The organism is Scandinavium sp. M-37 (assembly GCF_043558715.1).
Lineage (GTDB): Bacteria > Pseudomonadota > Gammaproteobacteria > Enterobacterales > Enterobacteriaceae > Scandinavium > Scandinavium vulneris_A.
Genome location: NZ_JBIGIN010000049.1, coordinates 1 through 22,118, shown reverse-complemented (window position 1 = coordinate 22,118; position 22,118 = coordinate 1). Strand labels below are relative to the sequence as shown.

Here is a 22,118-nt window from a genome sequence, read left to right as displayed (position 1 = left end):
GCTTTTGTTAACCAGAAGCACCGAAGTAAGCCGAACGTAAGATAACGTTGCCTACTCAGTGGCCGGGCATTGTGCCTGATCCATTCGATGAATGAAACGCTGTTTTTTACCTTAATGGCGTAAGTATAGTCAATCTTTGTTTACAAAATAGCCACTCAGCAGCGTTAACCCCCGTCAGGATTTACCTTTATTTGACCTCAACGTAACGTCTCAGTTTCATTTTCGGGCCAAAAGGCCAGGCCCTTTTCTGCCATCCTTGTTAGTGCGTCACACGGCGTGAACCGTGGCCCAAATTGGGCGGCGAGGCGTTGCAGAATCGCCACGACTTCCCCCGCACCGAGGCTATCCATATAGCGGAACGGGCCGCCTAAAAACGGCGGAAAACCAATACCAAACACCGCCCCAATGTCGCCATCGCGGGCGCTACGAACAACCTGTTCATCAAAGCAACGTGCGGCTTCGTTCAACATCATCATCACGCAACGCTCGGCAATCTGCTGGCCGGACAGCGTACCCTTCTGCCCACGCCCAATAAGCGTATAAATTGCAGGGTCAGGCTGTTTTTTGCTTTTACGCCCTTTTGCGCCGTAAAGATAGAAACCACGACCATTTTTTCTGCCTTTGCGATCGTCATTCAAAATTGCGTTAATGATATTTGCAGGTGCGCTAAAACGATCCCCATAAGCGCTTTCCAGCACTGGAATAATTTTAGTCCCGGTATCAATTCCCACCTCATCCAAAAGTTGGATTGGCCCCACCGGGAAGCCAAATTGGGTCAATGCGCCGTCAATCTGTTCAATGGATTCGCCTTCCGTCAGCAATCGCATCGCTTCATTAATGTAAGGCGCCAGAATGCGGTTGACGTAGAAACCTGCTTTATCGGCCACCACGATCGGCGTTTTACCGAGCTGTTTTGCCAGCTTCACGGTGGTGGCAATGGTCGTTTCCGAGGTTCCCGCATGCGGGATCACTTCCACCAGCGGCATTTTTTCCACCGGGCTGAAGAAATGCAGGCCGATCACCTGCGCCGGGCGCAGAGCCTGTGCGGCGATATCGCCAATCGGTAATGACGAGGTGTTAGAAGCAAAAATGGTGTGTGGGGCGAAATGGGCCTCGACGTCGGCAACCATCTGTTGTTTCAGCGATAAATCTTCGAACACCGCTTCAATCACCACGTCACGATGCGAAAAGCCGCGATAATCAGTAGTGCCAGAGATCAACGCCAGTTGAGTGTCACGCTCGCTCGATCGGATATGGCGGCGGCGCACCTTTTTATCAAGCAGCTCCCAGCTGTACTTCAGCGCATGGGTAATGCCTTTGGCATTGATATCCTTTATACGTACCGGCAGTTTTGCCTTACTGGCGGTGACAAAAGCAATTCCGCCGCCCATCAGGCCGCCACCGATCACTGCGACAGAATGCAGCGGCTGCGGCTCAGCGCTGGCCGCCGGGTCCTTCTTCACCTCAGTACTGGCAAAGAAAATCGAGCGCAGGGCTTTGGATTGCGGAGTCATCGCCAGTTCGCCAAACGCCCGCGCTTCCGCCTCATACCCGCTGCTGCTGCCCTGTGATAGTCCGGTTTCCAGCACGCTCAAGATGCGCCCGGTAGCCGGATAGTTGCCGTGCGTTTTCTGTTCGGTTTTTTTCGCCGCCATGCTAAACACCAGACTGCGGCCCAGCGGGCCGGCAAGAATGCGTTCGCGAACCGGCAGTCGACGGCTGGTCGGACGCTCCTGCTTCGCCAGCTCAACGGCAGCCTCCAGCAGAATGGAGTGCGGAACCACATCATCAACCAGCCCCACTTTTAAGGCCTGACGCGCCCGAAGCTGCTTACCGCTGAGGATCATGTCCAGCGCGGTGCTGATCCCGACCAGGCGCGGTAGGCGTTGCGTGCCGCCCGATCCTGGCAGCAGCCCAAGCTGCACTTCCGGTAAACCGAGCATCGTTTTGGCATCGTCGGTACAGATACGGCTATGGCAGGCTAACGCCAGCTCCAGACCGCCGCCGAGACAAGCTCCGTGTATCGCCGCCACAACGGGGATCGGTAGCGCATGGATTTCCGCCATGATCTGTTGCCCCTGACGTGCCAGCGCTTCGGCTTCCTGCGCCGTTTTGCATTCGCCGATCATGTTGATATCGGCCCCGGCAATAAAGTTATCGGGCTTAGCGGAGATCATTACCACCCCGCGCAACCCTTTGTTTTCGCGAATTTGCTTGAGGATAGCCCGCACCTGAACGCCAAACTCGGCCTTCAGGGTGTTCATTTTTTCGCCGGGAACGTCAATCGTGATAACGGCCACATTATCGAGGCGTTCGGTGAGGGTAAATGCAGATGTCGTTTCCATTATTCGGCCTCCAGAACCATCGCCGCGCCTAAACCACCCGCCGCGCAGGCGGTCACCAGACCGAAGCCCCCACCGCGACGACGCAGCTCATTCAGGGTTTGCGTTATCATGCGTGCGCCCGTCGCCGCGAAAGGATGCCCGTAGGCAATCGAGCCGCCGAGGACGTTGAATTTACTGTCATCGACTTCGCCGGTCGCATGGCTGCGCCCCAGCACGTCACGGGCAAAACGCTCACTCGCCATCAGCTGCAGGTTCGACAACGTCTGGGCGGCAAAGGCTTCATGCATATCAAACAGGGTTAAGTCGGCCATCGTTAGCCCGGCGCGTTCCAACGCCAGCGGCGTCGACCACGCCGGACCGAGCAGCATATCCTGCCAGACGTCAATCGCGGTAAACGCATAGCTGCGCAGATAGCCGAGCGGCTTGAGGCCCAGCTCTTTGGCGCGAGATTCGGTCATCAGGATAACCGCCGCAGCGCCATCGGTCAGAGGTGTGCTGTTGGCCGCCGTCACCGTGCCATGCTTACGATCGAACGCCGGGCGCAGTTTGGCGTAATCCGCCAGCGACGAATTTGTGCGCACATTGTTATCTTGCTCAAGCGGCTCACGGAACGGTGGCGCATAGGCCGTCATCACTTCGTCAGCCAGCTTGCCTTCGGCCCAGGCTTTCGCCGCATGCAGATGGGAACGATGCGCCAGCGCATCCTGCTGTTCGCGGGTGATGCCCCACGTTTTCGCCATTTGCTCTGCGGTGTCGCCCATACGCAAACCAGTGGAATATTCCGCCACCGCAGGCGGAACCGGGGCCAAATCTTTCAGCCGCAGACGTGAGAAGAGTTTGAGTTTCTTCCCCATCGTGCGGGCTTTGTTGGCATCCACCAGGGTACGGGCCAGCGTTTTACTCACGCCAATCGGCAGAACGGAAGAAGAATCCGCGCCACCGGCAATTCCGGCGCGAATGGTGCCCGCCATCAGGCTTTCCGCCACGTTGGCGACCGCCTGAAAACTGGTCGCACAGGCGCGGCTGACGCTGTAGGCGTCGGTGTGCACGCTCATGCCGGTGCCGAGTACGATTTCACGGGCGATGTTGGGCGCTTCCGGCATTTGTACCACCTGGCCAAACACCAGTTGTTCGATGACTTCGGGGGGAATTTCGCTGCGAGCCAGCAATTCACCGACGACCATCTTGCCCAGATCGATCGCCGGAATACCGTGAAATGCCGTCGCCTGACGAGCAAAAGGCGTACGTAACCCGCTGACAATAGCAATACGATCGCCCTGACGGGTGATAAGCGGTAATGCCTTACTCATAACCTTCCCCTGATAATGTAAAAAAAGTGGTCTGACCTGATAACAGTCTTAACTAATTTTTTACATCCAGCCAATCAGGGAAGCCTAAAATTGAGAGCCAAAACACACTGAGATGAAAAAGAAAACGCCCCTGCATGGCAGAGGCGTTTGAGAGAAGGGATTAACGCAGACCGAGCTGGAAAATTAGCGTTTCGGCTTCACAGCTGAACACGAAATCAATATCCAGCTGAACACCCCCCTCAACCTCTTTAAAGGTTGGGGTAATAACGCAGGGTTCGGACTCCACGCCACGCGCTCTTTCAGTCAGCGCAGCCAGAGTTTCTTCAGCTTCAGCACGGTTAGCGAATACGCGGCTATACGACGCGGTGCAATCGGTGTTGTCCATAATGGTGCCAACATCCATACAGCAGCAAACCGGGGTTTCATCAGCACTGCATTTACTCATGGTAGATATCCTCTGTATTTGCACCTGGGGTGCCAGATAAACAATGCGGCTATTTTACGCCCCTGCACTGAGCGTCTCCAGTCGATATTAATTTGAACGGCCATAAGTGACCTAAATCACAATTAAAAATGATCTAAAACAAAAACTACCCTCTCAAGGGAACTTTCCTGACCCCAATTTTGCCAAGCGGATCGCGTTTCTTAGATCACAATTGAAAAAACTTATAAACATACTTGCAACATCACATCTGGTCAGACCTATACTCTCGGCACTGGTCTGATTTCTCTGACGTAACACAGACCCTACACTTCGCGCTTCTGTTACGGCATGTAACAAATTTTGCATAAAAATAACTCGATTGAGGTTATGGTCATGAGCCAAAAAACCCGTTTTACGAAATCTGCTCTCGCAGTTGCAGTGGCACTTGTTTCTTCTCAGGCCTGGTCAGCAGGCTTCCAGTTAAATGAATTTTCTGCCTCTGGTTTAGGCCGTGCTTATTCTGGTGAAGGCGCTATCGCCGACGATCCGGGTAACGCCAGCCGCAACCCAGCATTGATTATGATGTATGACCGCCCGCAATTTTCTGCCGGTGCTGTCTATATCGATCCGGACGTGAATATTTCCGGTAAATCGCCAACCGGTAAAAGTACCGATGCCGATAATATCGCCCCGGTAGCCTGGGTGCCGAACTTACATTTTGTCATGCCTCTTAACGAACAATTCGGTTGGGGTGCTTCCGTAACCTCTAACTATGGCCTGGCAACGGAATTTAACGACAGTTACGCCGCAGGTAGCATGGGGGGTAAAACTGACCTCACCACCGTTAACCTGAACCTGAGCGGTGCCTATCGTCTGAACAGCAACTGGAGCTTCGGCGTGGGCTTTGATGCAGTCTACGCAAAAGCCAAAATCGAGCGCTACGCCGGTGACTTAGGTCAGATCATTGCAGGCTCTGGCGCACTGCCGCCTGCACTGGCCGGCCAGGTTGGGCAGATCCCTGCTGATACCCAGATTGCGCACCTGAAGGGTGATGAATGGGGTTTCGGCTGGAATGCCGGTATCCTGTATGAACTGGATAAAAACAACCGTTACGGCTTTACCTACCGTTCCGAGGTCAAAATCGACTTCGACGGCGATTATAAGAGTAACCTGCCGTCGGCCTACAACCAGATCCTCGGCAACTTCGGCCTACCGCTGGGCACCGATGGCAATACCACCAACGGTTCTCTGACGCTTAACCTGCCGGAAATGTGGGAACTGTCAGGCTACAACCGCGTTGCGCCGCAGTGGGCTATCCACTATAGCGCCACCTACACCAGCTGGAGCCAGTTCCAGGAGCTGAAAGCCACTGGCAACAGCGGCGAGACCCTGTTCTATAAAGATGAAAGCTTTAAAGACGCATGGCGCCTGGCGCTGGGTACCACCTATTACTATGACGACAACTGGACCTTCCGTACCGGTATCGCCTTTGATGATAGCCCGGTTCCCGCCGATCACCGTTCTATCTCAATCCCGGATCAGGACCGTTTTTGGCTGAGCGCAGGGGCAACCTATGCGTTTAACCAGGATGCGTCTATCGACGTGGGTGCGTCCTACATGCATGGTCAGAACGTGACCATCGAAGAAGGTCCTTACACCTTCCGCTCTGAAGGTAAAGCGTGGCTGTTCGGCTCTAACTTCAACTACCGCTTCTGATAATTTCTTATCAGGCATAAAAAAAGGTGAGCGCGATGCTCACCTTTTTTATTTCCTCCCCCGATTACTGGGAGTCGATATCTTTCAGCTCGTCCTCGATTGCCTTGGCATTCGGGTTATCTTCAGTACTCAGCTTACCGCCGTTGGCAATAAAGTCATGCTGCTGGAAGTAGGCTTCACGCACGGTGATATACGGGTCCGTCGACTGGCGCAGCAGGCCATCGGAATTCAGCAGTTGCGCACGGGTCTCAACCCCTTCGACCATCCATTTACCGATAGACATCGGCCAGGTCAGCCAAGACAGCACCGGATAGAGGTCATCCGCCATGTCGCCAACATCTTCACGCACGGTGAAGCTGCCATAGAACGGCAATTGCAGATACGGGCCATAGCCCACGCCATAATGCCCCATCGTGCTGCCGAAACGGTGCGGCTGAACACGCTGCAGTTTCTGATTAGCCAGACCCGCGACATCAATGAAACCGCCCATCCCTAACACCGTGTTCAGGAAGAAGCGCGTGAAGTGAACCATCCCCTGATACGGGTCGCCCTGCAGGAACATGTTGACCATGATCGCAGGCTCTTCGAGGTTGCTGGTGAAGTTGCCGATGCCGTTACGCGCAGGCTGCGGGACATAGTCTCGCCACGCCACAGCGACCGGACGAAGCACATACGGATCTAACACGTTGAAGTTGAAATCGTACATCGTACGGTTAAACCCTTCGAATGGATCCGAACGCCCCTCTGGCTGATCACCCGTGCTGGCGCATCCCACCAACAGCGTCGCGCTCAACGCAAGCGCAGACAGGCGAAAATTCATAAATATCTCCCTGTAAAGAAATCACTGCTCTTACTGATTTTATACATATTTTGAAATAGACGTATCGCTATTCATGTCATAAGCCAAAATTAAGATTCTGGAGTGAGGAGCGGCGCGATAAAACCCGCTACGCTTTACCCAGGATCAACAGACTAAGGTAACGCGCCGGATGGACAATACAGACAAAGAGAAAATCGACAACCATACCGAAGAGTTGGAAGTCGAGAGTGATGAGAAGCAGCGCGGCGATAAGATCGAAGTCGATGAAGACCGCCTGCCGTCAAGGGCGATGGCCATTCATGAACATATTCGTCAGGATGGTGAAAAAGAGCTTGAGCGCGATGCGATGGCCCTGCTGTGGTCGGCGATTGCGGCCGGGCTGTCGATGGGAGCCTCGTTGCTGGCAAAAGGGATTTTCCACGTGCAGCTGGAAGGCGTACCCGGCGGATTTTTGCTGGAGAACCTCGGTTATACCTTTGGCTTTATCATCGTGATTATGGCTCGTCAGCAGTTGTTTACTGAAAACACGGTCACTGCCGTTTTGCCGGTGATGCAAAGCCCGACGGTGGGAAATTTCGCTCTGCTCATGCGCCTGTGGGGCGTGGTGTTATTGGGGAATATCATCGGCACCGGCGTCGCCGCCTGGGCCTTCGAATTTATGCCTATTTTTGATGAACCCACCCGCGATGCTTTCACCAAAATCGGCATGGACGTGATGAAAAACTCGCCCCTTGAGATGTTTGCCAACGCCATTATTTCCGGCTGGTTAATTGCCACTATGGTGTGGATGTTCCCCGCCGCTGGTGCGGCCAAAATCGTGGTGATTATCCTGATGACCTGGCTGATTGCGCTGGGCGACACCACGCATATTGTGGTCGGCTCGGTGGAAATTCTCTATCTGGTGTTCGGCGGCACCCTGCAATGGCATGACTTCTTCTGGCCTTTCGCCCTGCCGACGCTGGCCGGAAACATCTGCGGCGGGACGTTTATTTTTGCCCTCATGAGCCACGCGCAAATTCGCAATGACATGAGCAACAAACGCAAAGCCGAGGCCAAAGCCAAAGCCCAGGAACAAGAAAAAGGTTAACTTAATGGGGGCGATGGCGACACTTTGAGCAGTCAGTTGGCTATGTGCTTAACGCGCCTGCTAAAAAACGCTATACTCGTGCCGCTTCGTCCCCTTAGTTAAATGGATATAACGAGCCCCTCCTAAGGGCTAGTTGCAGGTTCGATTCCTGCAGGGGACACCATTCGCCCCTCTCCCCCCTCTTAAAAATCAACATCCAAAACTAAATCAAGATTTAAATCTAAACCTCCGGTATGGCTTGTCGCCGCGTGTAGGATGGTGGGTTTTCGCGCATTGGCGGCCTATTTGCCCCTCCGGATTTCTATGTATACCAAAACACGTTCCTTATTCATCATTACCTTCGGGCTACTCCCGGCGCTTGCCCTGGCCCAGGCGGGCGTCGTTAAAACGAATAAAGAAAAGTCGGATGACGACCCGACTAAAGTCACCACCAAAGTCGGCGTGGCATGGTCAGATAACTTCGACATGGACGACAGCGACGTGCAATTTTCCGGTTCTCTGGCGCTGGACGAAGCCCGAAAGATCAATGTCAAAATCAACAGTGACGCCAGTGAGTGGCGCGTCGGCGGCTCGTGGCTGTTTCCGATTGGTATTTTCAACTTTAACTTTGGTAAAAACGATCTCCCTAACGGGGCATCGCAAACCAACTATTCTTTGGGAACGTTTATTCCCCTGAGTTATTTTGGTTTCGAACCCGCCGGGTTCCAGTTCTTCCCGATGGCGGGATACTCCTACAACACCGGGGACACCTTTGGCTGCGATAAAGGTAAAAATAAAGCCTGTGCTCAGCCTGGTTTTAGTGGCTCCCCGTCAGAGGAAAATGGTTTTGACTTGATGGACACGTCGGGCAGCAGCGGCTACATCGGGCTCTTTATGCTGAAGCCTTTGACCAGCAATTTGCGCTTACTCAGTGTGGCTGCGGGCTCTTATGGCTCGAAAAACGATGACGGTGATAACTATAAAGGCTATTTCGCCGGGGTCGGGCTGGGCTATTCCTTCGATAAGCACAACTCTGTCAGTGCGTTTACCTACATCCAGGACAATAATACCTACATTGCGGATGCCGATAAGCGTTTTAAAATCGCCTATAAATATCAGTTCTAACGCGCCGGACTGATTCCGGCAGGCGGTCAGCTCCTTGCTGCCCGCCCCTCTTTTTCTTTAAAAACCCTATAATTTCAATGTGGTACTACCTGCCCGTTTTGTGGTTCATTTTACCGTCGCTAAATCTGCATTTATTGCACAATGAAATTAATGTGTCGCCGTTTCACGACAGTCGTAAGTAACTAAAAATTAATAAAAAAATCATACTTGTCACCCTCCATTTTTAAGCGTACATTAGCGCCGTCTGTAGCACATGAAGCACAGAATTTTGAGGTGGTGCCGAAGGGTAAAACGGGACAAATCCCAATTTTATTCGAGGCGGTGTCAGCTCTCTATACTCAGTCAGGATTGTTTTCATTTGGGCGTATCACGTAATACGCGGAGTGATGTGACGTGAAATATTTTATTATGGGCATCTCTTTTATGGTCATCGTCTGGGCAGGCACCTTCGCCCTGATGGTTTAACCCTGAGCTTGCAGTAAAAAAAACAGGAGCCAAATGGCTCCTGTTTTTGATCGTAAACTACCTGTCATTTATTAATTCGCAGGCAATAAACCGTCGGCGCGGAACATCGCTTTGATGCCGCGGATGGCCTGGCGGATACGGTCGCGGTTCTCAATCAGGGCGAAGCGCACATGCGTGTCACCGTAGTCGCCGAACCCAATCCCCGGCGAGACGCAGACTTTCGCTTCCTGTAGCATTTTCTTGGCAAATTCCAGCGACCCCATCGCCGCGTACTGCTCCGGAATTTTCGCCCACACATACATCGACGCCTTCGGCATTTCGACCATCCACCCGGCTTCATGCAGGCCTTTGACCAGCACGTCACGACGACGCTTATACTGTTCGGCTATGTCATGCACACACTGCTGATCGCCTTCGAGGGCCGCAATCGCCGCCACCTGCAACGGAGTGAAGGTGCCATAATCGTGATAGCTTTTGATACGCGCCAGGGCGTTAACCAGCACCGAGTTACCGACCATAAAGCCGATACGCCAGCCTGCCATGTTGTAACTTTTGGACAGGGTGAAGAACTCAACCGCCACATCGCGCGCGCCGGGAACCTGCATAATTGACGGCGCTTTCCAGCCGTCAAATACGATGTCAGCATAGGCCAGATCGTGGACCACCAGCACGTCGTAGCGTTTCGCCAGTGCGACCACTTTTTCGAAGAAATCCAGCTCCACGCACTGCGCGGTAGGGTTCGACGGAAAACCCAAAATCATCATTTTAGGTTTGGGGTAACTTTCGCGAATGGCGCGTTCCAGCTCATTGAAGAAATCAACGCCTTCCACCAACGGCACAGAACGAACCTGCGCCCCGGCGATCACTGCCCCATAAATATGGATGGGATAGCTTGGGTTTGGCACCAGTACGGTGTCGCCATGATCGAGCGTGGCCAGCATCAGGTGCGCCAACCCCTCTTTCGAGCCGATGGTAACAATGGCTTCGGTTTCAGGGTCGATCTCCACGTCATAGCGGTCCTGATACCAGCGCGAAATCGCCCGGCGCAGGCGTGGAATGCCGCGTGAAGTGGAGTAGCCGTGGGTGTCCGGGCGCTGGGCCACGGTACAGAGTTTTTCCACGATGTGTGGCGGCGTCGCGCCGTCAGGATTCCCCATGCTGAAATCGATGATATCTTCGCCGCGCCGACGCGCAGCCATCTTCAGTTCAGCGGTGATGTTGAATACGTAGGGGGGAAGCCTGTCAATGCGTGTAAAACGGCGTTCAGGACTGAACTCAGCCATAGATTCCTCGGATAACGTGAGCGCCCGGACCGTCCGAGCGACGTTGCCACCTGTGTGGCATGCCTTGAAAATAACCTGAATATTTTCCTGCTGTCGAGGGGCTGAGTGAAAAATAATCTCAGGGCTTAAATGAGGAAGTGATGACCGGAACAATGCAATTCGCGCTGCCCGTTATGAATATTATTGTCGGCATTGCTTTACATATTGATATCATTTGATTTACCTGGAAATCGTCGCCTTCGCCTTTATCACAGCTAATTTCGGCCCGCGGCGATTAATCCCCTTTTAAAAGTACGTCTTTTCCCTGTTCCACATGGCGCATGATAGCTGGCTATCCCCCGCCAGGTTTTTTATCATATTACTTTCAGTGATACATACGGCGTACTCATGCACGACATCTTTAACATGCTGCTGGCAGTCTTTGACAGGGCTGCCTTGATGCTGATTTGCCTGTTTTTCCTTATCCGCATCCGCCTGTTCCGCGAGCTGCTGCATAAGTCGGCGCATACGCCGAAAGAGCTTCTGGCCGTCACCGCCATCTTCTCCCTGTTCGCGCTGTTCAGCACCTGGTCCGGGGTGCACGTCGAAGGTTCGCTGGTCAACGTCCGCGTGATTGCGGTGATGTCCGGTGGCATTCTGTTCGGCCCGTGGGTCGGGGCTATCACCGGTTTGATTGCCGGTACGCACCGCTATCTGATCGACATTGGCGGCGTAACGGCGGTGCCGTGCTTTATCACCAGCATTGTCGCCGGGCTACTCTCCGGTTGGATCAACCGCAAAATTCCCAAAGCCCAGCACTGGCGCGTCGGCATTCTGGCCGGGATGCTGTGCGAAACGCTGACCATGATCCTCGTGGTGGTCTGGGCACCGACTGTCTCACTCGGGCTCGACATCGTGTCTAAAATCGGCGTGCCGATGATCCTCGGCAGCGTCTGCATTGGTTTTATCGTGCTGCTGGTTCGCAGCGTCGAAGGGGAGAAAGAAGCCATCGCCGCGAGACAGGCCAAGCTGGCGCTGGAGATAGCCAACAAAACCCTGCCGCTGTTTCGCAACGTGAACAGCGAATCTCTGCGCCAGGTGTGCGACATCATCCGCAAAGATATTCACGCCGATGCGGTGGCGATTACCGATAATGAGAAAGTGCTGGCCTACGTCGGCCTTGGCGAGAAAAATTACAAACTGAATGATTTGGGGATTAGTCCGCGTACTCGCCAGGCGCTAAGCGACGGAAAAATCATTATCCGCAATGATGACGTGGCCTATCGCACGCCGGAGATCCACTCCCTGATGATTATCCCGTTGTGGGAAAAAGGCGTCGTCACCGGCACGCTAAAAATCTATTACCGTCCCGCCCACCAGATCACCTCCTCGTTGCAGGAGATGGCGGTCGGCCTGTCGCAGATTATCTCCACCCAGTTGGAAGTCTCCCGTGCCGAACAGCTGCGCGAGATGGCAAATAAGGCAGAACTGCGGGCGCTGCAAAGCAAGATTAATCCCCATTTCCTGTTCAATGCGCTCAACGCCATTTCCTCGTCTATTCGCCTCAATCCAGACACCGCTCGGCAGCTGATTTTCAACCTGTCACGCTATCTGCGCTATAACATTGAATTGAAAGACGACGAGCAGATCGACATTCGCAAAGAGCTGTATCAAATCAAAGATTACATCGCCATCGAGCAGGCGCGGTTTGGCGATAAGCTGACGGTGATTTACGACATTGATGACGAAGTGAACTGCGTGATCCCGAGCCTGCTTATCCAGCCGCTGGTCGAAAACGCGATTGTCCACGGCATTCAGCCCTGTAAGGGCAAAGGCGTGGTCACGCTGAGTATCACTGAAAGCGGCAATCGGGTGCGGGTAAGCGTGCGGGATACCGGACACGGTATCGATCCGGCGGTGATCGCCCGCGTGGAAGCCAATGAAATGCCGGGCAACAAAATCGGCCTGCTTAACGTGCATCACCGCGTGACGCTCCTGTACGGCGAAGGTCTTCATATTCGTCGCCTGGAGCCCGGTACCGAGATTGCGTTTTACGTGCCGAATCGGCGCACGCCGGTTACGGCCAACGCTGGCCTGCTGTCATAAGGACGTTAAATGAAAGTCATCATTGTTGAAGATGAAGTGCTGGCCCAGCAGGAGCTGACCTGGCTGATTAAAGCGCACAGCGAAATGGAGATTGTCGGCACCTTTGACGACGGTCTGGACGTGCTGAAGTTCCTGCAACATAACCGGGTCGATGCCATTTTTCTCGACATTAACATTCCCTCGCTGGACGGTGTGCTGCTGGCGCAGAATATCAGCCAGTTCGCGCATAAGCCGTTTATTGTGTTTATTACCGCGTGGAAAGAACATGCGGTGGAAGCGTTTGAACTGGAAGCGTTTGATTACATCCTCAAGCCGTATCAGGAATCGCGAATTGAGACGATGCTGCACAAGCTGGAAAATGCCTGGCAACAGCAGTCCGGCGCAGCCAGTAGCGCGGTCGCCCCACAGCGTGAAAACGATACCATTAACCTGGTTCGCGACGACAAAATTTTCGTCACGTCCATTCACGATATCTATTACGCGGAAGCGCACGAGAAGATGACCTTTGTGTATACCAAACGCGAGTCGTGGGTGATGCCGATGAATATTAGCGAATTTTGCAGCAAGCTTCCGGCAGCGCACTTCTTCCGCTGCCATCGTTCGTACTGCGTCAATCTTAATAAAATCCGTGAGATAGAGCCGTGGTTCAATAACACCTATATCCTCCGACTGCGGGATCTGGATTTTCAGGTGCCGGTGAGTCGGAGCAAGGTGAAAGAGTTTCGCCAGCTAATGCATCTGTAAAAAAAGGCGCCGAAGCGCCTTTCACATTTCAAATGCGTTTCACCTTAGAGGACGTGACCTAACGACTGACGCAGATGCGCACCGGAACCGATCAGGCCCGGGTTGTCGTGTACGATCAGGTACACTGGAATATCCTGCACGTAGGATTTGAAACGCCCTTTGTCCTCGAACCCACCGCGGAAACCGGACGCTTTGAAGAAGTCTAAGAAGCGCGGCACGATGCCTCCGGCAATGTATACCCCGCCAAAGGTGCCGAGGTTCAGCGCCAGGTTGCCACCGAAACGGCCAAGGATCACACAGAACAGCGACAGCGCCCGACGGCAGTCAGTGCAGGAGTCGTCCAGCGCGCGTTCGGTGATATCTTTCGGCTGCAGATTCTCCGGCAGACGACCGTCAGATTTCACAATCGCACGGTAGAGATACACCAGGCCCGGGCCCGAAAGCACACGCTCGGCGGAGACATGGCCCAATTCAGCACGCAACTCTTGCAGGATAATCCCTTCTTCTTCGCTGTTCGGCGCGAAATCGACGTGACCGCCCTCGCCCGGCAGGCTGACCCAACGTTTATCGACGTGAACCAGATGCGCCACGCCTAACCCGGTGCCCGCGCCATACACAGCAATCGGTTTGCCTTCCACCGGCTCGCGGCCGCCGAATTGAATCAGATGCTCTTTCTTCAACATCGGGATCGCCATCGATACGGCGGTAAAATCGTTAATAATTTCCAGATGCGTGAAGTTGAGATTTTTCTTCATCTCTTCAATGGAGAACGCCCAGGTGTGGTTGGTCATCGCCACCCAGTCGCCGGTAATCGGGCAGGCAATCGCGATGCAGCCCTCTTTAACATCCCGCTTTTGCTCATCCAGATAAACGCGCACTACCGCTTCAAGGCTCGGGTAATCCAGCCCGGAGTAGGTTTTGGCGTGGGAAATTTCGCCGCTGTCTAAATCGACCAGCGCCAGACGGGCATTGGTCCCGCCTACATCACCTGTTAATGCAAACTTTGTCATTCTGTTACTGCTCCGCTAAAGTCAGAATAAGTCTTTGGCACACTGTAAATTCATGGCGGCATAACAACAACGACCACGGTGACAGTGCCCACAATTAATCGATCCCGGTCACACAATAACTTTACCGTTTCAGCACCATTTGCAATGCAGGTTTCGTCATTTGGCGGCAAAGTGTTGCGCGCTCAGAGTAAAAAGGAAATCACTATGCTCCATCCGCGAGCCAGAACCATGCTGCTGTTATCGGTTCCCGCCCTGATAATTGGTATTGCCTCCAGTCTGATTCTGGTGGTTGTGATGAAAATTGCCGCCGTAATGCAGCAGTTACTGTGGTCTACGCTACCTGGCAGTTTAGGGGTTAACGTCGACTCCAGCCTGTGGATAATCGGTATGCTGACCGCCACCGGCATTGCGGTGGGTTTGGTGATTCGATACAGCCCCGGCCACGCAGGCCCCGACCCGGCCACCGAGCCGTTGATTGGCGCTCCGGTGCCCCCCTCCGCGCTGCCGGGTTTAATTCTGGCGCTGATTATTGGTCTGGCGGGCGGCGTGAGCCTTGGCCCTGAACATCCAATTATGTCAGTCAACGTCGCCCTGGCGGTCGCCCTTGGGGCGCGTTTCTTCCCGCGCGTCGGCCCCATGGACTGGACCATTCTGGCGGCATCAGGAACCATCGGTGCGCTATTCGGCACCCCTATCGCCGCCGCGCTGATTTTCTCGCAGATGCTGAGCGGCAGTGACGACGTGCCCCTATGGGATCGCCTGTTCGCCCCGCTGATTGCCGCCGCGTCCGGGGCGCTGACGACCAGCCTGTTCTTCCATCCGCAATTTTCATTGCCTATCGCCCAATATACCCATATGCGACTGGTCGATATTTTCAGCGGGGCGGTGGTCGCCGCAATTGCCATTGCGGTGGGAATGGTGGCGGTCTGGTGCCTGCCGCGTCTGCATACGTTGATGCACAAGCTGAAGCACCCGGTGCTTATTCTCGGTGCAGGCGGTTTTATGCTTGGGGTGATCGGTGCATGTGGTGGGCCGATCACCTTGTTCAAAGGTCTGGATGAAATGCAGCAGTTGGCTTTCAGCCAGACGCTGGGCCCGACCGATTTTCTGTTTATTGCGGTGATGAAACTGGCGGCGCTGGTGATTGCTGCCGCCAGTGGTTTTCGCGGTGGGCGCATTTTCCCGGCGGTGTTTGTCGCCGTGGCTCTTGGGCTGATGCTGCATGCGCACGTCGAAGCCGTCCCCGAGGCTATCACCATTTCCTGCGCGATTATGGGGCTGGTGCTGGTTGTAACGCGTGATGGCTGGCTGAGCCTGTTCATGGCCGCCGTGGTCGTGCCGGACACCAACCTGCTGCCGCTGTTGTGTATCGTGATGCTGCCCGCCTGGCTTCTGCTGGCGGGCAAACCGGTGATGATGGCCAAACCCCCTCGCGAATAATCGCTATTGCGCACTGTTGCGGGCTTCAAGCGCCTGCGTGACTGCCCGCAACAGGTCCGGTATTTCCAGCTTCGGCAATACCACTTCCACAAAGCTTAGCCTCTCGCGACGGGAGGCCAGCTCCAGCACTTCTCGCAACTGCACCGTTTGCGTCACGCGCCAACTCTGCGCCTGGCAGTCCAGATTCAGCGCCTGAGGTAACTGAGTCCAGTTCCACAGGGCGATATCGTTGTATCGCTGTTCTGGCCCATGAATCGCCCGCTCGACGGTGTAACCGTCATTATTCAACAGCAAAATCAGCGGCGTCTGACCATCTCGCAGCATCGAGCCCAGCTCCTGAATCGTCAACTGTGCTGCCCCATCACCGACCACCAGCACCACGCGTCGCTCCGGGGCCGCGGTTTGTGCGCCAAACGCGGCGGGCAGCGTAAAGCCAATCGACCCCCACAGCGGCTGAACAATCAGCATGGCATCCGCTGGCAGGGTCAGAGCTGCCGCGCCAAACGCAGCGGTCCCCTGATCGGCCAGAATAATATCGCCCGGCTGGAGTGCGTCCTGGAGTATCTGCCAGAAACTGTCCTGGGTCAGTGTGGCACTGTATTTCCCCGGAGCCGCTTGCGCTCGCGATGCAGGTGTTTTCCAGTCGGCACACAACTCTGCGCAGAGCGATTGCAGCGCCCATGCGGCCTGCTCCATCGGCAGCCCGCTGAACCAGCGTTTGCCGACCCGAGCCGAGAACGGCTGCAGCTCAATGGTTTTTTCGGGCGGAATGGATTGGGTAAACCCGGCGGTAATGGTGTCGGTAAAGCGGGTACCGATACACAAAATGGCGTCGGCATCTTCGATAGCGACGCGGGTGCTATCAAGACTGGCGGCCCCGCTGTAAGTACCTGCATAGCCCGGCTGGTGCTCATCAAAAAGCCCTTTGCCCATCAACAGCGTCGCAAATGCCAGCGGCTGGGAGGACACCCAGTTCCGCAGCATCGGCTGCAGGCCATAACGCTGGGCGAGAAAATCTGCCAGCATCGCCACGCGTTTGCACGGAGTCAGCATCTCTCTTGCCGCAGCGATAAACGCCGCCAGTGCATTGTCATCAATCTCAGCAGGCTGCACGGTAAGCACGTTCAGCGGCACGATAGCCGGGGCTTTGGCGACATCAGCAGGCAGCATCAGATACGCCGGGCGGCGCGCGGTGAGCATTTCCCGCAGGACGCGGTCGATCTCCTGGCAGGCATTGCTGGCGGTCAGTTTTGCCCGGGCCACGCTCAACGGAATACTCATTTCAAAAAAATGGCCGAAATCACCGTCGCCCAGGGTGTGGTGTAGCAGTTCCCCGCGCTGCTGGCTGCCGGTTCCCGGTGCGCCCACGATATGCAGTACCGGAACATATTCGGCATAGCTCCCGGCCACCCCGTTCAGTGCGCTCAGCTCTCCGACCCCGTAGGTCGTCAACAATGCGCCCGCCCCATGCACCCTGGCGTATCCATCCGCCGCGTAGGCCGCATTCAACTCATTGGCACAGCCCACCCAGCACAGGCTCGGATGGTCGATGACACTGTCGAGAAACTGCAAATTATAATCGCCCGGCACGCCGAACATATGGTCGATACCGCATCCGGCAAGACGATCCACCAGATAATCCGCGATTGTGTAATTCGATTGCATAGTCATCTTCCTTTCGCCGCATAGATATTCTGAGTATTAGAGATGCGCGAAGTCTGTCCAGAAGGATAAGAATTTGTTAGTGGAAAGCAGGATTTACAGCGTGAAAGAGTGTACGTCCAGAGCAACATTGATTAGTGTAAACGTATACACACCCTGTCCCTACTGGAGGTTTTGATGGTTTATCAGGCAAATCCGACGCGCTACGAGACGATGGAATACCATCGCTGTGGCCGAAGCGGACTCAAGCTCCCCGCCATTTCACTGGGCCTTTGGCACAACTTCGGCGATGAAACGCTAGTGGAAACTAGCCGCCAACTGCTGCGCCATGCGTTCGATCTCGGGATCACCCATTTTGACCTGGCCAATAACTACGGCCCACCACCAGGCTCAGCCGAGAGCCATTTTGGCCGGATCCTGCGCGAAGATTTTTTGCCGTATCGCGATGAGCTGATCATTTCCACTAAAGCCGGTTACACCATGTGGGATGGCCCTTACGGCGACTGGGGCTCACGTAAGTACCTGATTGCCAGCCTCGACCAGAGCCTGAAACGCATGGGGCTGGAGTATGTCGATATTTTCTATCATCACCGCCCTGACCCGGATACGCCGCTGGAAGAAACCATGCGCGCACTGGATCACGTAGTGCGCCAGGGTAAAGCCCTGTATGTCGGGCTTTCCAATTACCCGGCCGATCGCGCTCGCGAAGCATTGGCGATTTTGCAGGATCTGGGTACGCCGTGCCTTATCCACCAGCCGAAATACTCGATGTTCGAACGTTGGGTGGAACAGGGCCTGACCGATCTATTGCAGGAGCAAGGCGTCGGCTCGATTGCCTTCTCTCCCCTGGCGGGCGGACAGCTAACCGATCGATATCTGAACGGGATCCCGGCAGATTCACGTGCTGCCAGCGGAAGCAAGTTCCTCAGCGCGGATAGCATCACCGAAGAGAAGCTCGGTAAAGTGCGCCAGCTGAATGAGATTGCAAAGTCACGCGGTCAAAAGTTGTCACAAATGGCGCTGGCCTGGGTATTGCGTAATGGAAAAATCACGTCGGTACTGATTGGCGCCAGCAAGACCTCACAGCTTGATGATGCGGTCGGTATGTTGAGTCATCGTCAGTTCACGGAACAGGAAATTGCCGCCATCGACGCCATTCTGAACGGAACAAAATAACGCCATTTTTAGCAAAAAGTGCTGTGACCTGGGTTTTAGGAGTTGCTCCAATCCTACGCAGTTGTAACACCTCGTAAGATTGCGTTAACAGGCCCACTTAGGCCCCGATAGTGAGGAGAAACGCCATGTTCAGGTCACTGATTCTGGCTGCAGTATTACTGGCAAGTGCCCCAATGGTGGCGAATGCAGGCGAAATCACCCTGCTGCCATCGGTTAAATTACAAATTGGCGATCGCGACAATTACGGTAACTACTGGGACGGCGGCGGCTGGCGCGACCGCGACTACTGGCGTCGTAACTATGAATGGCGCGATTCGCGCTGGCATCGTCATGATAACGGCAGGCACCGTGGTTGGGACAAACGTAACGCCTATGAACGGGGTTACCGCGAAGGCTGGAACGATCGCGATGACCGCCGCGGCGGTTGGGGTCGCGGCCCGGGCCGTGGCGGGCACGGACATGGCCACGGACACCATTAAAAAAGCAGCCTTCGGGCTGCTTTCTCATTGCTTGCTACACAACATAGCATAGCGCTTTACAACCCCAGCAATGTACCTACCAGCAGCCAGCCGTTCAACGCCACGACCAGTGCCACGATAACCCATCCCGTGCGTTTCACGAGTCGGGTATTCACCAGGTCGCCCATCAATTTTTTATCGCTGGTAAACAGCAGCAACGGCACCAGCGCCAGCGCAATACCAAAGCTGAGTAACACCTGGCTCATCACCAGTATTCGCGTGGGATCCAATCCGAGCAGGATAACCACAAACGAGGGCAGCATGGTTACCGCCCGACGAAACCACAGCGGAATGTGGAAACGGATAAAGCCCTGCATCACCACCTGCCCGGCCAGCGTCCCAACGACGGTTGACGACAGCCCGGCAGCCACCAGGCTCAGACCGAATATCGTGGCGGCGGCGTGGCTCAGCAATGGCTCGAGTGTCAGATAAGCCTGATCCAAATCGGCAATACCGGTATGGCCGTTGAAGTGAAACGCCGCCGCTGCGGTCGCCATCATCGCCAGATTAACAAACCCGGCAATGGTCATCGCCACCCCCACATCCCATTTTGTGGCACTGTAGCGTTCCTGCCGCGAGCCGCCATGAAGATGTTGGGTCAATGAGGAGTGCAGATAAATCACGTGCGGCATGATGGTGGCGCCGAGCACCCCCGCCGCAAGGAACACTGCTTCTGATGTCGGCAGAGAGGGAATAATCATCCCTTTTGCCAACGGCGCCAGCGCAGGTTGAGAGAAAATCAGCTCCACAATGTACGCCACCGCGACAAACAGCAGCAGACCGCCGATCACTTTCTCCAGCGGCTTCTGTCCACGGCTTTGCAACATCAGGATCAGGAAGGTCGCGACCCCGGTTAGCACCGCGCCCTGCAACAACGAAACGCCGAGAATGAGTTTGAAACCAATCGCCGCGCCAATGAATTCGGCCAGATCGGTCGCCATGGCGATAATTTCTGCCTGTACCCAATAGATCCACACCAGCGGGCGCGGATAGTGGTCACGAATTTGTTCGGCCAGGTTTTTGCCGGTGGCAATCCCCAGCTTGGCAGACAAGACCTGGATCAGCATCGCCATCAGGTTGGCCCAAACGACGACCCACAGCAGTTGATAGCCGTAACTGGCACCCGCCTGAATATTGGTAGCAAAGTTGCCCGGATCGATATAACCAATGGCAGCAATGAACGCAGGCCCCATTAATGCAAACCGCATCTTGCGCGCTGCGCGACTGCTGCTACTCTCAACGCGACTGTTTGTCATTTTCTGCCTCTGGAATATAGCATTTGCTATGTTTCACTTTATCAAAATGAGAATGATTATCAAGTTCATTTGGTATGGTGATAATGATTTCTCTGATAGATGGAAACGATAGCTGCGGGTCAAGCAACAGCCATGTTATCGGGAAGAGTACCGTCAGGATGCTTTACCAGTCAGACTAGTACATTAACGCAACTTTTAACACCTTTACATAACATAACAGATTTGTATGGTTGATCACCTTTTTTGAGATTGCTCACAGGTTCTAACTATAGTGAGGCATGGATCTCGTTTTCTTTTATGTTGTTGCATAGAATGTGCACGGAAATTTAACCTGCCTCATATTTGGAGCAAATATGGACCGCGTTCTACACTTTGTCCTCGCGCTTGCCGTGGTTGCGATTCTGGCGTTGCTGGTCAGTCACAATCGTAAAGAGATCCGCATTCGCTATGTGATTCAATTGCTTGTTATTGAAGTCCTGCTGGCCTGGTTCTTCCTGAACTCAGATGTCGGCCTGGGATTTGTGAAAGGATTCTCCGAGATGTTCGAAAAACTTCTCGGATTTGCTAACGAAGGGACAAATTTCGTCTTCGGTAAAATGAACGATGAAGGCCTGGCATTCTTCTTCCTGAAAGTGCTGTGCCCGATTGTATTCATTTCCGCACTGATTGGTATTTTGCAGCACATCCGTATTCTGCCGATTGTGATTCGCGCAATTGGTACCGTGCTGTCTAAAGTCAACGGTATGGGTAAACTGGAGTCTTTCAACGCGGTTAGCTCCCTGATCCTCGGTCAGTCCGAAAACTTTATCGCCTATAAAGACATCCTCGGTAAGATGTCGCGCAACCGCATGTACACCATGGCGGCGACCGCAATGTCTACCGTATCGATGTCCATCGTCGGCGCGTACATGACCATGCTGGACCCGAAATATGTGGTTGCCGCACTGGTCCTGAACATGTTCAGCACCTTTATCGTTCTGTCACTCATCAACCCGTATCGCGTTGAGCAGAGTGAAGAGAATCTGCAGATGTCTAATCTGCACGAAGGTCAGAGCTTCTTTGAAATGCTGGGCGAGTACATTCTGGCAGGCTTCAAAGTGGCAATCATCGTTTCCGCTATGCTGATCGGCTTCATCGCCCTGATTGCTGCGCTGAACGCCCTGTTCTTCACGGTCACCAGCTGGTTTGGCCACGGTATCTCCTTCCAGGGGATCCTCGGCTACATCTTCTGGCCAGTGGCTTGGGTGATGGGCGTGCCTGCCAGCGAAGCATTGCAGGTCGGCAGTATTATGGCGACCAAAATGGTCTCTAACGAATTTGTTGCCATGATGGATCTGCAGAAAGTGGCCAGCACGCTGTCTCCGCGTGCAGAAGGTATCCTGTCCATCTTCCTGGTTTCCTTCGCCAACTTCTCTTCCATCGGTATCATCGCCGGTGCGATTAAAGGTCTGAACGAAGAGCAGGGTAACGTGGTTTCACGCTTCGGCCTGAAACTGGTTTACGGTTCTACCCTGGTGAGCGTGCTGTCTGCGTCCATCGCAGCGCTGGTTCTGTAAAAAACGGGCAAAAGAGCCGGGCAATGTCCTAATGCTGGTCACTTAAGGTGATCAGCATTTTTTCTTGTCGGATATTTCTGGGCTTTTACTTTCAATTCCCGAGGGTAACTTCGCTCT

At 54.3% G+C, this 22,118-nt stretch carries 18 protein-coding genes and 1 tRNA gene; 11 read left to right on the top strand and 8 right to left on the bottom strand.

Going from position 1 to position 22,118, the window contains the following annotated elements; translation table 11 throughout:
• Positions 1-197: 197 nt before the first annotated feature.
• The 3 genes from fadJ to ACG0Z5_RS22240 form a co-directional block, all read right to left on the bottom strand.
• Positions 198-2,345, bottom strand: a complete 2,148-nt coding sequence (fadJ, locus tag ACG0Z5_RS22250; RefSeq protein WP_394451279.1) for a fatty acid oxidation complex subunit alpha FadJ — start codon at positions 2,343-2,345, stop codon at positions 198-200.
• The gene (fadI, locus tag ACG0Z5_RS22245) at positions 2,345-3,655 is read right to left on the bottom strand and encodes an acetyl-CoA C-acyltransferase FadI (RefSeq protein WP_394451277.1); all 1,311 of its coding nucleotides are present in this window, start codon (positions 3,653-3,655) and stop codon (positions 2,345-2,347) included. Before fadI ends, fadJ begins: the two co-directional genes overlap by 1 nt.
• A 160-nt stretch (positions 3,656-3,815) precedes the next feature.
• Positions 3,816-4,100, bottom strand: coding sequence for a YfcZ/YiiS family protein (locus ACG0Z5_RS22240; RefSeq protein WP_319628788.1), 285 nt, complete (start codon positions 4,098-4,100; stop codon positions 3,816-3,818).
• 372 nt (positions 4,101-4,472) lie between these two features.
• On the opposite strand from ACG0Z5_RS22240, the gene fadL reads away from it, so the two are divergent.
• The gene (gene fadL / locus ACG0Z5_RS22235; RefSeq protein WP_394451274.1) at positions 4,473-5,795 is read left to right on the top strand and encodes a long-chain fatty acid transporter FadL; all 1,323 of its coding nucleotides are present in this window, start codon (positions 4,473-4,475) and stop codon (positions 5,793-5,795) included.
• A 64-nt stretch (positions 5,796-5,859) separates the two neighbouring features.
• Here fadL and mlaA read toward each other — a convergent pair whose 3' ends face one another.
• Entirely contained in the window at positions 5,860-6,615 is a 756-nt protein-coding gene (gene mlaA, locus ACG0Z5_RS22230; RefSeq protein WP_319628786.1) for a phospholipid-binding lipoprotein MlaA, read from the bottom strand.
• 169 nt (positions 6,616-6,784) lie between these two features.
• Here mlaA and ACG0Z5_RS22225 point away from each other — a divergent pair, with 169 nt between their 5' ends.
• The 4 genes from ACG0Z5_RS22225 (at position 6,785) to ypdK (ending at position 9,271) form a co-directional block, all read left to right on the top strand.
• The gene (locus tag ACG0Z5_RS22225) at positions 6,785-7,702 is read left to right on the top strand and encodes a formate/nitrite transporter family protein (RefSeq protein WP_394451272.1); all 918 of its coding nucleotides are present in this window, start codon (positions 6,785-6,787) and stop codon (positions 7,700-7,702) included.
• Positions 7,703-7,790: 88 nt separating this feature from the next.
• Positions 7,791-7,865: transfer RNA gene (locus tag ACG0Z5_RS22220), tRNA-Arg, on the top strand.
• Positions 7,866-8,005: 140 nt separating this feature from the next.
• Positions 8,006-8,806, top strand: a complete 801-nt coding sequence (locus tag ACG0Z5_RS22215; RefSeq protein WP_394451270.1) for a hypothetical protein — start codon at positions 8,006-8,008, stop codon at positions 8,804-8,806.
• 393 nt (positions 8,807-9,199) lie between these two features.
• Entirely contained in the window at positions 9,200-9,271 is a 72-nt protein-coding gene (ypdK, locus tag ACG0Z5_RS22210; RefSeq protein WP_110509655.1) for a membrane protein YpdK, read from the top strand.
• A 71-nt stretch (positions 9,272-9,342) separates the two neighbouring features.
• On the opposite strand, the gene alaC is transcribed toward ypdK, so the two are convergent.
• Complete coding sequence (alaC, locus tag ACG0Z5_RS22205) at positions 9,343-10,554, bottom strand: alanine transaminase (RefSeq protein ID WP_394451268.1); 1,212 nt, start codon at positions 10,552-10,554, stop codon at positions 9,343-9,345.
• Positions 10,555-10,941: 387 nt separating this feature from the next.
• On the opposite strand from alaC, the gene ACG0Z5_RS22200 reads away from it, so the two are divergent.
• Both ACG0Z5_RS22200 and ACG0Z5_RS22195 read left to right on the top strand, forming a co-directional pair.
• Positions 10,942-12,639: a LytS/YhcK type 5TM receptor domain-containing protein gene (locus ACG0Z5_RS22200; protein ID WP_394451266.1), complete on the top strand. Its 1,698-nt coding sequence runs from the start codon at positions 10,942-10,944 to the stop codon at positions 12,637-12,639.
• A gap of 9 nt (positions 12,640-12,648) precedes the next feature.
• Positions 12,649-13,383, top strand: a complete 735-nt coding sequence (locus ACG0Z5_RS22195; protein WP_394451264.1) for a LytR/AlgR family response regulator transcription factor — start codon at positions 12,649-12,651, stop codon at positions 13,381-13,383.
• 44 nt (positions 13,384-13,427) lie between these two features.
• Here the strand turns inward: ACG0Z5_RS22195 and glk are convergent, their stop codons facing one another.
• On the bottom strand, positions 13,428-14,393 hold the full coding sequence (glk, locus tag ACG0Z5_RS22190; protein WP_394451262.1) for a glucokinase: 966 nt from the start codon (positions 14,391-14,393) through the stop codon (positions 13,428-13,430).
• A gap of 204 nt (positions 14,394-14,597) precedes the next feature.
• On the opposite strand from glk, the gene ACG0Z5_RS22185 reads away from it, so the two are divergent.
• Positions 14,598-15,833 carry an ion channel protein gene (locus ACG0Z5_RS22185; protein ID WP_394451260.1) on the top strand — a complete coding sequence of 412 codons (1,236 nt, stop codon included), beginning with the start codon at positions 14,598-14,600 and terminating at the stop codon, positions 15,831-15,833.
• Positions 15,834-15,836: 3 nt separating this feature from the next.
• Here the strand turns inward: ACG0Z5_RS22185 and ACG0Z5_RS22180 are convergent, their stop codons facing one another.
• The gene (locus ACG0Z5_RS22180; RefSeq protein ID WP_394451258.1) at positions 15,837-17,498 is read right to left on the bottom strand and encodes an alpha-keto acid decarboxylase family protein; all 1,662 of its coding nucleotides are present in this window, start codon (positions 17,496-17,498) and stop codon (positions 15,837-15,839) included.
• A 174-nt stretch (positions 17,499-17,672) separates the two neighbouring features.
• On the opposite strand from ACG0Z5_RS22180, the gene mgrA reads away from it, so the two are divergent.
• The gene (gene mgrA, locus ACG0Z5_RS22175; protein WP_394451256.1) at positions 17,673-18,671 is read left to right on the top strand and encodes an L-glyceraldehyde 3-phosphate reductase; all 999 of its coding nucleotides are present in this window, start codon (positions 17,673-17,675) and stop codon (positions 18,669-18,671) included.
• A gap of 125 nt (positions 18,672-18,796) precedes the next feature.
• Entirely contained in the window at positions 18,797-19,150 is a 354-nt protein-coding gene (locus ACG0Z5_RS22170; protein ID WP_394451254.1) for a DUF2502 domain-containing protein, read from the top strand.
• A 56-nt stretch (positions 19,151-19,206) separates the two neighbouring features.
• Here the strand turns inward: ACG0Z5_RS22170 and ACG0Z5_RS22165 are convergent, their stop codons facing one another.
• Positions 19,207-20,445, bottom strand: coding sequence for an Nramp family divalent metal transporter (locus ACG0Z5_RS22165; protein WP_319628775.1), 1,239 nt, complete (start codon positions 20,443-20,445; stop codon positions 19,207-19,209).
• Between the two features lie 353 nt (positions 20,446-20,798).
• Between ACG0Z5_RS22165 and ACG0Z5_RS22160 the strand changes: the two genes are divergently transcribed.
• Positions 20,799-22,001, top strand: coding sequence for a NupC/NupG family nucleoside CNT transporter (locus ACG0Z5_RS22160; protein WP_319786279.1), 1,203 nt, complete (start codon positions 20,799-20,801; stop codon positions 21,999-22,001).
• The last annotated feature ends 117 nt before the right edge of the window (positions 22,002-22,118 follow it).

Bases quoted from the DNA above. Each gene is read 5' to 3' on its own strand.
- ACG0Z5_RS22195 (WP_394451264.1), top strand. From the start codon at position 12,649: ATGAAAGTCATCATTGTTGAAGATGAAGTGCTGGCCCAGCAGGAGCTG.
- ACG0Z5_RS22180 (WP_394451258.1), bottom strand. From the start codon at position 17,498: ATGCAATCGAATTACACAATCGCGGATTATCTGGTGGATCGTCTTGCC.
- fadL (WP_394451274.1), top strand. From the start codon at position 4,473: ATGAGCCAAAAAACCCGTTTTACGAAATCTGCTCTCGCAGTTGCAGTG.
- ACG0Z5_RS22240 (WP_319628788.1), bottom strand. From the start codon at position 4,100: ATGAGTAAATGCAGTGCTGATGAAACCCCGGTTTGCTGCTGTATGGAT.
- ACG0Z5_RS22160 (WP_319786279.1), top strand. From the start codon at position 20,799: ATGGACCGCGTTCTACACTTTGTCCTCGCGCTTGCCGTGGTTGCGATT.
- mgrA (WP_394451256.1), top strand. From the start codon at position 17,673: ATGGTTTATCAGGCAAATCCGACGCGCTACGAGACGATGGAATACCAT.
- ACG0Z5_RS22185 (WP_394451260.1), top strand. From the start codon at position 14,598: ATGCTCCATCCGCGAGCCAGAACCATGCTGCTGTTATCGGTTCCCGCC.
- ACG0Z5_RS22215 (WP_394451270.1), top strand. From the start codon at position 8,006: ATGTATACCAAAACACGTTCCTTATTCATCATTACCTTCGGGCTACTC.
- alaC (WP_394451268.1), bottom strand. From the start codon at position 10,554: ATGGCTGAGTTCAGTCCTGAACGCCGTTTTACACGCATTGACAGGCTT.
- fadI (WP_394451277.1), bottom strand. From the start codon at position 3,655: ATGAGTAAGGCATTACCGCTTATCACCCGTCAGGGCGATCGTATTGCT.
- glk (WP_394451262.1), bottom strand. From the start codon at position 14,393: ATGACAAAGTTTGCATTAACAGGTGATGTAGGCGGGACCAATGCCCGT.
- mlaA (WP_319628786.1), bottom strand. From the start codon at position 6,615: ATGAATTTTCGCCTGTCTGCGCTTGCGTTGAGCGCGACGCTGTTGGTG.
- ACG0Z5_RS22165 (WP_319628775.1), bottom strand. From the start codon at position 20,445: ATGACAAACAGTCGCGTTGAGAGTAGCAGCAGTCGCGCAGCGCGCAAG.
- ACG0Z5_RS22225 (WP_394451272.1), top strand. From the start codon at position 6,785: ATGGACAATACAGACAAAGAGAAAATCGACAACCATACCGAAGAGTTG.
- ACG0Z5_RS22200 (WP_394451266.1), top strand. From the start codon at position 10,942: ATGCACGACATCTTTAACATGCTGCTGGCAGTCTTTGACAGGGCTGCC.
- ACG0Z5_RS22170 (WP_394451254.1), top strand. From the start codon at position 18,797: ATGTTCAGGTCACTGATTCTGGCTGCAGTATTACTGGCAAGTGCCCCA.
- fadJ (WP_394451279.1), bottom strand. From the start codon at position 2,345: ATGGAAACGACATCTGCATTTACCCTCACCGAACGCCTCGATAATGTG.